13 protein-coding genes and 1 pseudogene are annotated in these 12,970 nt (G+C 65.1%); 5 read left to right on the forward strand and 9 right to left on the reverse strand.

The features are described 5' to 3' along the window. Positions 1-99: 99 nt before the first annotated feature. On the forward strand, positions 100-639 hold the full coding sequence (locus ABNP31_RS08770; protein WP_085617478.1) for a histidine phosphatase family protein: 540 nt from the start codon (positions 100-102) through the stop codon (positions 637-639). A gap of 3 nt (positions 640-642) precedes the next feature. Here the strand turns inward: ABNP31_RS08770 and ABNP31_RS08775 are convergent, their stop codons facing one another. Continuing rightward, complete coding sequence (locus tag ABNP31_RS08775) at positions 643-1,428, reverse strand: sulfite exporter TauE/SafE family protein (RefSeq protein WP_046616814.1); 786 nt, start codon at positions 1,426-1,428, stop codon at positions 643-645. 260 nt (positions 1,429-1,688) lie between these two features. Then, positions 1,689-2,282, reverse strand: a complete 594-nt coding sequence (locus ABNP31_RS08780; RefSeq protein ID WP_238067505.1) for a helix-turn-helix domain-containing protein — start codon at positions 2,280-2,282, stop codon at positions 1,689-1,691. A 114-nt stretch (positions 2,283-2,396) separates the two neighbouring features. Between ABNP31_RS08780 and ABNP31_RS08785 the strand changes: the two genes are divergently transcribed. The 3 genes from ABNP31_RS08785 to ABNP31_RS08795 all read left to right on the forward strand — a co-directional run bounded on the left by ABNP31_RS08785 (position 2,397) and on the right by ABNP31_RS08795 (position 5,171). Continuing rightward, complete coding sequence (locus ABNP31_RS08785) at positions 2,397-3,533, forward strand: NAD(P)/FAD-dependent oxidoreductase (protein ID WP_025338400.1); 1,137 nt, start codon at positions 2,397-2,399, stop codon at positions 3,531-3,533. Between the two features lie 12 nt (positions 3,534-3,545). After that, a complete protein-coding gene (locus ABNP31_RS08790) occupies positions 3,546-3,923 on the forward strand; it encodes a RidA family protein (RefSeq protein WP_085663135.1) in 378 nt (125 codons plus the stop codon). A gap of 183 nt (positions 3,924-4,106) precedes the next feature. After that, positions 4,107-5,171, forward strand: a complete 1,065-nt coding sequence (locus ABNP31_RS08795) for a YkvI family membrane protein (protein ID WP_075044523.1) — start codon at positions 4,107-4,109, stop codon at positions 5,169-5,171. A 112-nt stretch (positions 5,172-5,283) separates the two neighbouring features. Here ABNP31_RS08795 and ABNP31_RS26190 read toward each other — a convergent pair whose 3' ends face one another. The 3 genes and pseudogenes from ABNP31_RS26190 to ABNP31_RS08805 all read right to left on the reverse strand — a co-directional run bounded on the left by ABNP31_RS26190 (position 5,284) and on the right by ABNP31_RS08805 (position 8,191). Further along, a complete protein-coding gene (locus tag ABNP31_RS26190; RefSeq protein WP_370290711.1) occupies positions 5,284-6,024 on the reverse strand; it encodes a methyl-accepting chemotaxis protein in 741 nt (246 codons plus the stop codon). 162 nt (positions 6,025-6,186) lie between these two features. Beyond that, positions 6,187-7,215 (reverse strand): annotated as a pseudogene (gene mcpA, locus ABNP31_RS26195) (methyl-accepting chemotaxis protein McpA); the annotation flags it as partial. 97 nt (positions 7,216-7,312) lie between these two features. Next, positions 7,313-8,191, reverse strand: a complete 879-nt coding sequence (locus ABNP31_RS08805) for a LysR family transcriptional regulator (protein WP_085705749.1) — start codon at positions 8,189-8,191, stop codon at positions 7,313-7,315. Between the two features lie 102 nt (positions 8,192-8,293). Here ABNP31_RS08805 and ABNP31_RS08810 point away from each other — a divergent pair, with 102 nt between their 5' ends. Further along, positions 8,294-8,722: a PACE efflux transporter gene (locus tag ABNP31_RS08810; protein WP_085663137.1), complete on the forward strand. Its 429-nt coding sequence runs from the start codon at positions 8,294-8,296 to the stop codon at positions 8,720-8,722. A gap of 124 nt (positions 8,723-8,846) precedes the next feature. Here the strand turns inward: ABNP31_RS08810 and ABNP31_RS08815 are convergent, their stop codons facing one another. The 4 genes from ABNP31_RS08815 to ABNP31_RS08830 all read right to left on the reverse strand — a co-directional run bounded on the left by ABNP31_RS08815 (position 8,847) and on the right by ABNP31_RS08830 (position 12,891). Further along, positions 8,847-9,908 (reverse strand): hypothetical protein, encoded by a 1,062-nt coding sequence (locus ABNP31_RS08815; protein WP_025338406.1) that lies wholly within the window; start codon positions 9,906-9,908, stop codon positions 8,847-8,849. Between the two features lie 238 nt (positions 9,909-10,146). After that, on the reverse strand, positions 10,147-10,815 hold the full coding sequence (locus ABNP31_RS08820; RefSeq protein ID WP_025338407.1) for a GntR family transcriptional regulator: 669 nt from the start codon (positions 10,813-10,815) through the stop codon (positions 10,147-10,149). Positions 10,816-10,831: 16 nt separating this feature from the next. Beyond that, on the reverse strand, positions 10,832-11,536 hold the full coding sequence (locus ABNP31_RS08825) for a FadR/GntR family transcriptional regulator (protein ID WP_025338408.1): 705 nt from the start codon (positions 11,534-11,536) through the stop codon (positions 10,832-10,834). A gap of 44 nt (positions 11,537-11,580) precedes the next feature. Beyond that, a complete protein-coding gene (locus tag ABNP31_RS08830) occupies positions 11,581-12,891 on the reverse strand; it encodes a C4-dicarboxylate transporter DctA (protein ID WP_003260726.1) in 1,311 nt (436 codons plus the stop codon). Positions 12,892-12,970 lie beyond the last annotated feature (79 nt).

A 12,970-nucleotide genomic window follows, 5' to 3' on the forward strand; every position in this document is an offset into this window, starting at 1 on the left:
CCAGGCTCCATCGTCGGCGCAGCCGGTGCCAGGTTGTTGCGGTAAAAAGTGCCAAGGCATGTTACACCTTGCGCCCCGACCCGCTGCGAGAGAAACCCGGTGAAAGCCGTCCGCCTGACCCTGATCTGCCACGCCCTTACCCAGGCCCAGAAGACCGGGCGCCTGCACCGTGCCGACGACGGCATCCTGCCGTTGGGCCAGCAGCCTTTCGCCGACCTTTCTGGTGTGCCGGTGCTGACTGCACCAGAGCGGCGAGCCTGCGAGACGGCGGCGTGGTTTTTGGGACCGGTGCAGGTCGAGCCGGCCTTGGCCGATTGCGACTTGGGGCGTTGGCAAGGGCTGACGCTGAAGCAATTGCAGGCCGAGCAACCGCAGGCGATGGCCGAATGGCTGCAGGCCCCGGCCAGTGATGTGCACGGCGGCGAGTCGTTCGCCGTGCTTTGCCAGCGCATCGCCGCCTGGTTGGCGGCCTTCGACAGGCCGGGTGAATGGGTGGCGGTTACCCACCCGATGGTCATGCGCGCTGCGCTGGTGCACGTACTTGGCTGCCCGATGAGCGCCAGTCAGCGGGTCGATGTGTTGCCGCTGTCGCGCCTGGAGCTGAGCTTTACCGGGCAGTGGCGCCTGCGCCTGGGCTGAAGGTCAGAACGCCAGCTTGTAGCCGATCAGCAGCAGCATCGCCGCCAGGCACGGACGCAGCACGCGGTCGGAAATCCGCCCGGTGAGGTGGCTGCCCAGGTAGATGCCTGGCAGCGAGCCCAGCAGCAGGTAGCCCAGCAGTGACCAGTCCATGTTGCCCATGCCGGCATGGCCCAGGCCCGCCACCAGGGTAAGTGGCACGGCGTGGGCGATTTCGGTACCGACCAGGCGGCGGGTGACCAGGAACGGGTACAGCAGGAACAGCGCCACGGTACCCAGTGCGCCAGCACCGATGGAAGTGAGGGTGACCATCACCCCCAGCACCACGCCGGTGAGCACGGTAAGGATGTTCAGGCTGCGGTCGCTGAGGTGGTAGTGGTCACCGGCATGGCGGCTGGCGAAGGCCTGCAGGCGCGATTTGAACAGGATGGCCAGCGCGGTCAGGATCAGCACCACCGCCAGGCCTTGCTTGATGACGGCGTTGAGCGCCGAGGTGTCGGTGTGCAGGGTGCTGAGGAACCACAGGGTCAGCGCCGCCGCGGGCACGCTGCCCAGGCTGAGCAGGCCGGTGATCTTCCAGTCGACGTTCTTGTTGCGCGCATGCACCCAGACGCCACTGGCCTTGGTGATGGCGGCGTAGAGCAGGTCGGTGCCGACGGCTGTTGCCGGGCTGATGCCAAACCACAACAGGATCGGGGTCATCAGCGAGCCGCCACCGACGCCGGTCATTCCGACGATGAAACCCACGACCAGGCCCGCAATGGTGAAACCGAAAGAACCTACATCCATACGCTACTCGACTGCCCAACTTGCCCGTTATCGGATGCAGCCCAGCATATAGATTTTTTTATAGCCAAATAGACTTGTTCGTTATTAGGTTATAACCGAGACGGCGACGTACGCGATCTTTGTAGGAGCGGCCTTGTGTCGCGAAAGGGCCGCAAGGCGGCCCCGACAATATGTGTTGTGCTGCTGATATCCCGGGGCTGCTGCGCAGCCCTGTCGCGACACAAGGCCGCTCCTACAAAAAGGCGCATCGTTCAACACAGTCAGCGATCAGTCATCACCACCATCACATGCGCATCTGCGCCATCGTCACTTTCCGACAGGTAGATATGCCCCACCTGGCTGTCGAAATACGCCGTCTCCTGCGGCCCGATGCTCACCGCTTCGCCGGTTTCGAACTCGATACGAACACGCCCGCTCAGCACCAACGCGAACTCTTGCCCGGGGTGGCGGATAAAATCGTCGAACTGGCCGCGTTCACGGGCAATGATGCGGGCATAGGCGGGTGTCATGCGCCGTTCGGGGAAGTCGCCGGCGATCGGGTGGTAGTCATAGGTGCCGGTCGAGTAGCCCGCCGCCGCCGGCAGTGAATCGACCACCACGGTCACCGGTGCCGGTGCCGTGACCGTGCCGCTGGCGCGCAACAGCTGGGCAATGTCGACATTCAGCGCCCGGGCGGCAGCGGCCAGTTTTTCATAGCTGACCGAGACCTGCGCCAGTTCCATCTTCGACAAGGTGGACAGCGGTACGCCGCTGGCTTCGGACAATTGCTTGAGGGTCATCTGGCGCGCCTTGCGCACCTGGCGCAGGCGCTGGCCGACTATGGCACGGTCCAGCAGGGGTAGGGCAGCGGGCATTCAGGGTCTCGGCATGCGGCGTTGGTCGGGCATCTTACCTTGGACCCTTGCGTATTCGTAAATTCTCATATATTAGAATTCTCATAAATGATAATTAGCCTGGCAGGAGCGTGCATGACCCCGATCTACGACACCCTGATCATCGGCGCCGGCATTGCCGGTGCATCTCTGGGCTATCGCCTGGCCGGCCAGCAGAAGGTGCTGCTGCTCGAGCGCGAGGCACAGCCTGGCTACCATTCCACCGGGCGTTCGGCAGCCATGTTCATGGAGGCCTACGGCACCCCGCAGATCCAGGCGTTGACCCGCGCCAGCCGGGCCTTCTACGAAGCACCACCGCAGGGTTTCTGCGAGCACCCGCTGCTGGAACCGCGTGGCTGCCTGTACGTCGCCAGCCTGGAACAGCGCACGCTGCTCGAGCAGACCCATGCGCAGAACCTGGCCAACGGCACCGAGGTCAGCCTGCTCGACCGCGACGCCGCCCTGGCCCTGGTGCCGAGCCTGCGTGGCGAGAACCTGGCCGGCGCGGTGCTCGAGGCGGGGGCCATGGACCTGGACGTACATGCCCTGCACCAGGGCTTCTTGCGTGGCTATCGCGCCGCTGGCGGCGAACTGCGCTGCAACGCCGAGCTTGTCCAGGCCTGGTACCTGGATGACCTGTGGCAGGTGCAGCTGGGCGATGGCAGCCGCGTGCAGGCGCGCCAGCTGGTCAATGCCGCTGGCGCCTGGGCCGACCGTGTGGCCGAGCAGTGCGGCGTGGCGCGTATCGGCCTGCAACCCTGCCGGCGCAGTGCCTTTACCTTCCCCGGCCCGGCAGACCAGGACTTCGCCCGCTGGCCGGCGGTAATCGGCGTAGACGAAAGCTTCTACTTCAAGCCCGACGCCGGCCAGCTGCTGGGTTCGCCGGCCAATGCCGACCCGGTCGAACCCCAGGACGCCGCGCCCGAGGAGCTCGACGTGGCTTTGGGCATCTACAACATCGAGGCCATGACCACCCTGGCGATCCGCCGGCCGAGCCACACCTGGGCCGGGCTGCGCTCGTTCGTCGCCGACGGCGACCTGGTGATCGGTTTCGATGTGCACGCGCCAGCGTTCTTCTGGCTGGCGGCACAAGGTGGCTATGGCATCCAGTCGGCTGCGGGCGCCTCGCGCCTGGCTGCCGACCTGCTGCTGGGCCAGCCCCTGTGTCCTGGCCTTGTCAGCCAGGGGGTGGCGCCCGAGCGCCTGTCCCCGGCCCGTTTCCAGCAATCCTGAAAGGAGCATCCCATGAGCAATGATATCCAGCGTTTCCCCAGCAGCCTGCCGTTCCCGTTCTCCCGTGCGGTGAAAGCCGGCGGCTTCCTGTTCCTCTCCGGCCAGGTGCCGATGAGTGCCGGCGGCGAAGTTGTGCGCGGTGACATCCAGACCCAGACCCGCGCCGCCTGCGAGCGCATCGGCGAAAGCCTGGCGGCCTGCGGCGCGCGTTTCGACCAGGTGGTCAAGGCCACGGTGTGGCTGTCGGACATGAGCCACTTCGCCGGTTTCAACGAGGTGTACAAGGAGTTCTTCGGCGCAGCGCTGCCGGTGCGCTCGACCGTGGCCTCGGCATTGGCGCTGGGGGTGGATGTGGAGATTGAAGTGCAGGCGTTTGTCGGAGATTTTTGACCGAACAAATCGCCCATGTGGGAGCGGCCTTGTGTCGCGAAAGGGGCGCGGAGCGGCCCCAGGATTTCTGCATTGCTGCACAGATCGCCGGGGGCCGCTCTGCGGCCCTTTCGCGACACAAGGCCGCTCCCACAAAAGCGATGTGGTGGCAGTGAGACAACAACAATAAATCCAGAGGTTCACATGCAAGAGCAGCTGAAGATTGCCGGCGCGTTTGTCGGCGTGATCGTGGGGGCGGGGTTCGCTTCGGGGCGGGAACTGTTGTTGTTCTTTGTCGATTTCGGTGTGTGGGGGCTGGTTGGTGCGCTGGTCAGCGCAGCCTTGTTCACCTTCCTCGGCATGGCCCTGGCGGGGCTGGGCAATCGCCAGCAGGCCACTTCGCACAAGGATGTGATCCAGGCCATCTGCGGCCGTCACCTGGGCCTGTTCGTCGACTGGCTGATCACCTTTTTCATGTTTGCCGTCACCGTGGTCATGCTGGCCGGTGGTGGTGCCTTGCTGGAGCAGCAGTTCGGCATCCCGGCGCTGGCCGGCAGCGTGATGGTGACGCTGGTGGTGGTGGGCATCGTGTGCCTGGATGTGCGCAAGGTGATCCTCGCCATTGGTGCCATCACGCCGTTGCTGATCCTGGTGGCCTCGGCGATTGCGTTGTACGCCGTGTTCAGCCGGGAGCAGAGCTTCGCCCAGCTCGACCAGCTGGCCAGCCAGCAACAGGCGGGCACCCGTCACTGGCTGCTGGGGGCGTTCCTGTACGTGTCGTACAACATCGTTGCCGGCGCGCCGATCCTGGCCATCCTGGGCGGCTCGGCCAAGGGCGAGAGAACGGCGGTATGGGGTGGGTTGCTCGGTGGTGCAGCACTGGGCGGACTGATGCTGGTGATGAGTGCCGGGCTGTTGTCGCGCCTGGACAGCGTGGCTGACCTGCCGATGCCGATGCTGTCGATCGCCAACGAAGTATCGCCACTGCTGGGGCTGGTGATGTGCCTGATCATCTTCGGCATGATCGTCAACACCGCGGTGGGTACGTTGTTCTCGTTTCTCTCGCGGCTGATGCCGGCGGGGACGGCGAAGTTTCGCTGGGGCTCGGTGGTGACCGGGGTGGTGGCATTCGGCTGCAGCCTGGTGGGGTTCATCAGCCTGGTGGGTGAGGTGTACCCGCTGTTCGGCTACCTGGGCTTCGTGTTGATGGCGGCGGTGCTGCTGGCCTGGGTCCGGCGGAGCAAAGTGGTTAAAGCGGCAGTGGCGTAGGGGGCTGCTGCGCAGCCCGATCGCGACACAAGGCCGCTCCCACAAGGATCGCATGGCACCTGTGGGAGCGGCCTTGCGTCGCGATTGGGGCGCAGAGCGCCCCCCTGGGCCATCAGATCCTGAAGCTGCCTACCAGCTGCTTCAGGCGCCCGGCCTGCTGGGCCAGTTGGTCGCAATGGCGCAGGGTCTCGTTGAGGTTCTCCACCCCTTGCTGGTTCAGGGCGTTGATCTGGGTGATGTCCAGGTTGAGGCTCTCGACCACGGCGGTCTGCTCTTCGGTAGCAGTAGCCACCGATTGGTTCATGCCATCGATCTCGCCAATGCGCTGGGTCACGCTGGCCAGGCGCTCGCCGGCCTGGTTGGCCACCTGCACGGTCTGCTCGCTGGAAACCTGGCTGGTGTTCATGGTGTGCACCGCTTCGCGCGAGCCTACCTGCAGGCTGGTGATCATGCGGTGGATTTCTTCCGCCGATTCCTGGGTGCGGTGCGCCAGGTTGCGTACCTCGTCGGCCACCACGGCAAAGCCACGGCCGGCCTCACCGGCACGGGCCGCTTCGATGGCGGCGTTCAGCGCCAGCAGGTTGGTCTGCTGCGAGATGCCCTTGATCACGTCGAGGATCTTGCCGATTTCGTCAGTGCTGGCGTTGAGCGTTTCGATTTGCGCGCAGGACTCGCTGATGCGCTGCGACAGGGCGGTCATGGCGCTGATCGCTTCTTCGACCACTTCACGGCCACCGTGGGCCTGTTCGCTGGCACCGCTGGCATGCTGCGAGGCATCGGCGGCGTTGCGGGCGATTTCCTGGGTGGCGGCACCCAGTTCGTTGATCGCTGCGGCCACGCTGTTGGTGCGCATGCTTTGCTCTTCGGAACCGGTGATCGACGCATTGGAGGCATTGACCACCTTTTCCGACAGGTCGTGCACCAGGCGGGTTGCCGAGGACACTTCGCTGATCGAGGCATGGATGCGCTCGACGAAGCGGTTGAACGAAGTGGCCAGTTCGCCGAACTCGTCCTTGTTCTGCACGGTCAGGCGGCGGGTAAGGTCACCTTCGCCCTCGGCGATGTCGCGCATGGCGCGGCCCATGGTGGTCAGCGGGCTCATCAGCACCGGGATCAGCAGGCCGAGCAGGCCGGCGATGGCCGCCACGGCGATCAGCATGGCGATGATCGCCGAGGTGCGGAACTGACTGAGCGCGGCGTAGGCCTTGTCCTTGTCGATCGACAGGCCGATGTACCACTGTGCCGACGGCAGGCCGGCCACCGGGGCGAAGGAGATGATGCGGTCCTGGCCATTGAGGGTGACATCCTGCATGCCGGCGGCGACTTGCAGGTTGCTGCCGGGGTAGATGTCCTTGAGGTTCTTCATCACCTGGTCTTTGTCGGGGCTGACGATCACCTGGCCATTGCTGTCGGCCAGGAAGGCGTGGCCGATGCCGCCGAAATCGACCGAGTTGATGATCTCGACCAGGGTGTCGAGGGTGACGTCACCGCCGACCACACCGATCAGCTCGCCATTGCCCTTGCTTTTCACCGGCGTGGCGATGGTGACCATCAGGCCGCCGACAGCACCCTGGTACGGGGCAGTCAGCACGGTCTGCCCGGCGCTGGCCGCGGCGCCGTACCAAGGGCGCTGACGTGGGTCGTAACCGGCCGGCATCTGTGTATCGGGGCGCTGGGTGAACACACCGTTGGCCTGGCCCAGGTAGGTGAACAGGAAATTGCGCGTGTAGGACGGCTGCTCGATCAGCCCGGCCAGGGTGTCGCCGGCACCTTGCTGGGCGATGTCCTGGGCCAGGTTTTCCAGGACCAGGATGCGCCCGCTCATCCAGTTCTGCACGCTGCTGGCGGTCAGTGCGCCGGACTGCTGCACCGAAGCTTCGATGTTCTGGCGAATGGTGTTGCGTTGCAGGTAGTCGTTGTAGAGCGTGAACAGGGCAAATGCCAGGACCACGACGCCGCAGGCGCTGAGCAGGATCTTGTGGCGAAATTTCAGGTTCATGTTTCGAGACCTTGGGCCAATGAGGGGAGGGCGCATCGCGCTCATGACGCATTGCGCAACCTATCGTTCGGGATATCGGCTCAAGGGGTAAAAGATTGAAGTGCTTACAGAAATTTCTTACGGTCATTTCGACGGACGGCATTCACTGGCTACACAACTGCTCGATCAACAGGCGTGCAGCCTGCTGCAACGGTTGTTGCTTGCGCCAGAAGATGTGTACCGGCAACTGCAGCTCGTTGCGGGTGTTGCGAAAATCCAGGCGCACCAGTCGCCCGCTGGCCAGCAGTGGCGCGACCCGCGACAGCGGCAGGTCGCCCCAGCCCAGGCCGGCCTCCACCATCTGCAGGGCGAGGTCGAAGCTGTCGGTTGACCAGTGCGTGGCGCCTATCAACGGGCGTGGGTCGGCCAGCGGCAGGTCACGGCTGCGCACCAGGATCTGGCGCACCCGGGTCAGGTCTTCGAGGTAGTGGATACGCCCCTCGCGCAGGGCCGGATGGGCGGGCGACAGGGTGGCCACCAGCGACTCCATGCCGATGTGCTGGAAGCCGCGCCGGGCATCGACCTGCAGCCCGGCAAAGGCCACGCAGAGGTCGGCGCGGCCGCTGTCCAGCAGGTGCACGGCCTCTTCCTGCGGGGCGCTGAGCAAGGCGATGTCCAGCAGCGGGTGCCGCTCACCCAGGCGAGCGATGGCCGCCAGCAGCGGGCGGTGGTCGATGTCCGGCACCACCGCCAGGGTCAGGCTGCTCTCCAGCCCCTGGGACAGCTCCAGGGCATGCACCTGCAGCAGCCCCAACTGCTCGGCGATCAGCCGGGCATGGGGTTCCAGCGCCATGGCCTGTGCGGTCGGGCGGACTTCCCGCGGGCCGCGCTCGAACAGGGTGTAGCCCAGTTCGGCCTCGAGGTTGCCGATAGCCATGCTGACGGCCGAGGGCACCCGCTGCAGGGCGCGCGCGGCGGCGGAAAACGAACCGCGGTCGAGCACGGCGAGAAACAGCTGGATATTGTCGCTGGAAAAGTTCATGGCAGCCTCCTGTCAGTAGATCTGACAGCTGCTGACTTTTGCTGTCAAGCATGATGAAGCATGATCGCGCCCCATCGCTTTTGTCATTGGAGGTAACCCCGGGTGCAGGGACTCAAACGCAAACTGGTCTACGTGACTTTCTATGAACTGATCGGGCTGTGCATGTCGACCCTCGGGCTGGCCTACCTGTCGGACACCCAGGCATCGCATACCGGGCCTCTGGCGGTGATGATCACCACCATCGCCATGCTCTGGAACCTGATCTACAACACCCTGTTCGAGTGGTGGGAGAGTCGCCAGGCCACGCGCGGGCGCAGTGTGGCACGGCGGGTGGCGCATGCCATCGGCTTCCAGCTGACCCTGGTGGTGTACCTGATCCCGCTGATTGCCTGGTGGCTGGACATGACATTGCTGGAGGCGTTGCTGGTGGATATGGCGTTCATCGTGCTGGTGCCGTGCTACACCTTTGCCTACAACTGGGCGTTCGACCGGATCTTTGGCTTGCCCAGTTCTGCGTTGGTTACGGCCTGACACGTTACCTGTGGTGGCCTCTTCGCGGGTAAACCCGCTCCCACAGGGATATCACAGGCCTTGAAGGCAGTGGGCGACCCTGTGGGAGCGGGTTTACCCGCGAAGAGGCCGGAACAGTCAACCACTAAGGCGGCAGGCGTATGATCAAAGGCTCCTGTTGCTGCTTCACCTGCTGCTCGACCGGTTGTTCCGCCGGGCGCGGCGCACTGGCCAGCAAGCTGTCCTCGACCTGCCCCGACAGGTAGTACACCCCCGACATGGCCCCGCTCTGGCGGTTCTCCATCAGCTCCTGCCATTCCTGGTTCAGCGCCACGTTGAGGATCACCCGCAACTGCTCGACCATCTGCGGGTGTTCGCGGTCATGGGTCATCATCCCGTAACCGGCCGCCGCAATCGAAATCATCGCCCCCGCCACCTTGCCCACCGCCGACGCCACGGCACTGGCGATGCCGCGCGGGGCCAGGGTGGCGCCGAGCTTTTCGCTGGCCTGGTTGGCCACCGAGTTCAGCCCGACATCGGTCTTCCCGGGGCCTTTGCTGGCCTGCTGGTGCAGGTGCTGGCGCATGGCTTGCCAGGCCGGTTGCTGGGCCAGCGACTTGGCCCGTAGCAGTTGGTACAGGCTGGCATTGCGCGCATCCGGCGGCCCCAGGGCGATGGCAGGAATGCGGTTGAGGCGCTGGCTGAACTGTTCGGGGGGCGCGTTGTAGCGGCTGATGATGGCCGGCAGCTGCTGGCCGAGCAGTTGCAGGTACAGCTCGCTGGCACGGTCGCGGATGCCTTCGGGGTTGATCTGCTCGGCCACCGGTTCGATCACCCGCTTGTGGTACTGCTCCTGCAGGTACAGCGCCAGGCGCTTTTCCGCGGGCTCCCGGCCTTCACCGCTGTCGATCTTGTACCAGGCCACCTTGAGGGTCAGCCACTGCTGGGTCCAGTAGCCGGTGAACCAGGGGATGAAGTCGCTTTCGGTGCGCTGCTGCACCTGTTCCTTCCACACTCGCATGGAGCGCCGGGCATAGTCGTTGGCCGAGCTGGCGGCGCCGACCGAGGCTTCGATCAGTTCCTGGTCGATGCGTTGCCAGGCGGCGGGGGTGAGCACCACCGGTGGTGGCGGGACAGGTGGGGGCTTGCCTGCGCAGCCGGCCAGGGCCAGCAGCAGGCACAGCAGCAGGAGGACTCGAGTGCTCACGCAACCGCCTCCCTGATAGAGGCTGGGGTGGTTCTCGGAGTATAGGGTGGGGAGTGAAGGGCTGCCGTGCAGCCCATCGGCCATCGCCCGGCCAACGCGATCCATGTAGGAGCGGCCTTGTGTCGCGAAAGGGCCGCAAAGCGGCCCCGGCAATTTCTGCAGCACAAATCCTGGGGCCGCTTCGCGCCCCATCGCGACACAAGGCCGCTCCTACAAGGGGGGCGTCAGCTTGAATCGGTCATTCCAGGTCGAGCTTTTCTTCCAGGCGGTCGAGATGCTTGTGCATCAGCCCCAGCGCCGCCTCGGCATCGCCGTGCTCCACGGCATCGATGATCGCCGCATGTTCCTGCCACGCGCAGTGGTCGCAGCATGGCGACTCGTAGCGGGCGATGATCAGCGAGGTCATCGGCACCAGGCCGTTGAGGAACCGTGCCAGTGGCGCATTGGCGGCCACCTGCGCCAGTTTCAGGTGAAACTCGCCGCCCAGGCGGATCGCCGCACAACGCTCGCCGTTCTCATGGTGCTGGCGCTCGCGCTCCACCAGTTGTCGTAACTGGCGAATCTGTACCGGCCGGGCGCGTTGCGCGGCCAGGGTGATCAGCGTGGTTTCGGCCAGGCGCCGGGCGCTGAGCACCTGGCGTGCCTGCTCCGGGTCGGGCGCGGCCAGATGCGCAGTGTGGCTGGGGCGCTGCACCACCACCTGCTGGTCGGACAGGCGCCCGAGCACGCGGCGGATCACTGTACGGCTGACGCCAAAGGCATGGCCCAGCGCCTGTTCGGGCAACAGGCTGCCAGGTGGCAGGCGCTGTTCGAGAATGGCATCGAACAGCCGCGGGTAGATCTGCTCGGCCGACAGGCGGGTTTCGCCGGCCGCGAGCAGGGCCGGCAAGTGAGGGGCGGCGTTCATGGTCGCTCTCCTGGGGTCATGGATGCGGGTGTTCGTCCGGGATGTTCAACGGGATGCCCATGCGCAACCCTTCGGCCAGGATGTGCTGGCGCATCTGGGCACTGGCCTGGGCGCTGCTGCGCTCACGTATGGCGCGCACCACCGCTTCGTTTTCCTTCAGCCGCGCGGCCAGGTGCTCTGGCGAATTGCGCAGCATGTCGGCGCTCTGCTTTAGGGCATTGCCGGTCTGTTGCACCACGCTCTGGAAGATCGGGTTGGTGGTCAGGGCGAACAGCGCTTCATGGAAGGCGATGTAGGCCCTGACGCCGGCTTCGCTGTCATCGGCCTCCAGCGCTTCACGCATGTCCATCAGGGTCAGGCGCAGCTGGCCGATGTCCTGGCTGTTGGCCGACTGCGCCACCAGGCCGACGATGAAGGGCTCGAGGGTGTAGCGCAGCTCCAGCACGTCGGCCAGGCTGGCTGCGGCGCTGGTGTCCACGCCCGGTTCCTGGGCGGCGGCATCGGCATCCAGCACCAGCACGCCCTTGCCCGGCAGCGAACGCACCAGGCCCAGGGTTTCCAGCACGGTTACCGCTTCGCGCAGGCTGGGGCGGCTGATACCCAGTTGTTCGGCCAGCTCGCGCTGGCCTGGCAGCATGTCGCCTGTACGCCATTGGCCTCGGGCGAGGGCCTGGCGCAGTTTTTCCACCACTGAGTTGACGACGGTAGATGAGCTGATCACGGTTCGCTCCTGGAAGGGCCGGCATCAGTGCCGGCCACGTTCGCTCAGAATTCCTGTTGATGGGGGTTGGGCTGCTTGCGTGGCGTGGGGGCGAAGCCGGGTTTGCCGTCGAGCACGTTGTGCGCGCGTTCCAGGTCGATGTCCTTCTCCCAGCGGGCGATGGCCACGGTGGCCACGCAGTTGCCGATCAGGTTGGTCAGCGCCCGGCCGATGCCCATGAACCAGTCCACCGCCAGTACCAGTACCAGGCCGACCACCGGGATCGCCGGCACGGCGGTCAGGGTAGCGGCAAGGATCACCAGCGCCGAGCCTGGGATGCCGTGAGCGCCCTTGGAAGTCACCAGCGATACCAGCAGGATGGTCAGCAGGTCGGTCATTGCCAGTGGCGTGCCGGTGGCGTTGGCAATGAACACGATGGCCAGGGTCAGGTAGATGGAGAAACCATCGAGGTTGAACGAATAGCCGGTGGGGATCACCAGGCCGACGGTGGAGCTGCCGATGCCCAGGTGCTCGAGCTTGCGCATGATCTGTGGCAGTACGGCATCGGACGAGGCGGTGCCCAGCACGATGGTCAGCTCTTCACGCAGGTACTTGATCAGTGGCAGCAGCTTAAGGCCCGACAGGCGCATGACCGTGCCCAGCACGATCAGTACGAAGCCGGCACAGGTCAGGTAGAACAGCGCCACCAGCCCGCCCAGGTGTTGCAGCGATTCCAGGCCGTACTTGCTGGTGGTGAAGGCGATGGCACCGAACACGCCGATCGGTGCCAGGCGCACGATCATGCCCATGATGCGGAAGATCACGTGGCTCAGTTCGTTGATCAGCCGCGAGATGCCGGCTGCCGAGTCACCTACCAGGTTCAGCGCGCTACCGAACAGTACCGAGAACAGCAGCACCTGGAGGATGTTGTTGTCGGCGAAGGCGCCGATCACCGAGGTGGGGATCAGGTCCATGAAGAACGCCGTGGCACCGTGGATGTGCTGGCCGCGCTCGGCCAGGCTGCTGGCGTCGGCGCTGGACAGTTGGTCCAGGTGGATGTTGGCGCCGCTGCCGATGCCGCTGGTGAAGGCGAACACCAGGCCGATCACCAGCGCCAGGGTGGTCAGCACTTCGAAGTAGATCACCGACTTCAGGCCGATGCGCCCGACCTTTTTCAGGTCGCCGGCGCCCGAGATACCGCTGACCACCACGCAGAACACGATCAGGCCGATGAGCATCTTGATCAGCTTGATGAAGCCGTCGCCAAGGGGTTTGAGTTGCAGGGAAAGGTCGGGGAAGCTGAGACCGCAGGCGATGCCGAGGGCAAGGCCGAGCACGACTTGAAGGAAGATCGAACGCGAGCACCATTTGAGCATGGGAGGGATCTCTGATCGGTGTCCTTGCTTCGGTAGCCGCACGGGGCGAAAGAGCGCAGGACTTAATTATTGTGGTCTT

This window comes from Pseudomonas asiatica (genome assembly GCF_040214835.1).
In the GTDB taxonomy this organism is placed as follows: Bacteria; Pseudomonadota; Gammaproteobacteria; order Pseudomonadales; family Pseudomonadaceae; genus Aquipseudomonas; species Aquipseudomonas putida_Z.

Bases quoted from the DNA above. Each gene is read 5' to 3' on its own strand.
- ABNP31_RS08775 (WP_046616814.1), bottom strand. From the start codon at position 1,428: ATGGATGTAGGTTCTTTCGGTTTCACCATTGCGGGCCTGGTCGTGGGT.
- ABNP31_RS08780 (WP_238067505.1), bottom strand. From the start codon at position 2,282: ATGCCCGCTGCCCTACCCCTGCTGGACCGTGCCATAGTCGGCCAGCGC.
- ABNP31_RS08785 (WP_025338400.1), top strand. From the start codon at position 2,397: ATGACCCCGATCTACGACACCCTGATCATCGGCGCCGGCATTGCCGGT.
- ABNP31_RS08790 (WP_085663135.1), top strand. From the start codon at position 3,546: ATGAGCAATGATATCCAGCGTTTCCCCAGCAGCCTGCCGTTCCCGTTC.
- ABNP31_RS08795 (WP_075044523.1), top strand. From the start codon at position 4,107: ATGCAAGAGCAGCTGAAGATTGCCGGCGCGTTTGTCGGCGTGATCGTG.
- ABNP31_RS26190 (WP_370290711.1), bottom strand. From the start codon at position 6,024: ATGCGCACCAACAGCGTGGCCGCAGCGATCAACGAACTGGGTGCCGCC.
- ABNP31_RS08805 (WP_085705749.1), bottom strand. From the start codon at position 8,191: ATGAACTTTTCCAGCGACAATATCCAGCTGTTTCTCGCCGTGCTCGAC.
- ABNP31_RS08820 (WP_025338407.1), bottom strand. From the start codon at position 10,815: ATGAACGCCGCCCCTCACTTGCCGGCCCTGCTCGCGGCCGGCGAAACC.
- ABNP31_RS08830 (WP_003260726.1), bottom strand. From the start codon at position 12,891: ATGCTCAAATGGTGCTCGCGTTCGATCTTCCTTCAAGTCGTGCTCGGC.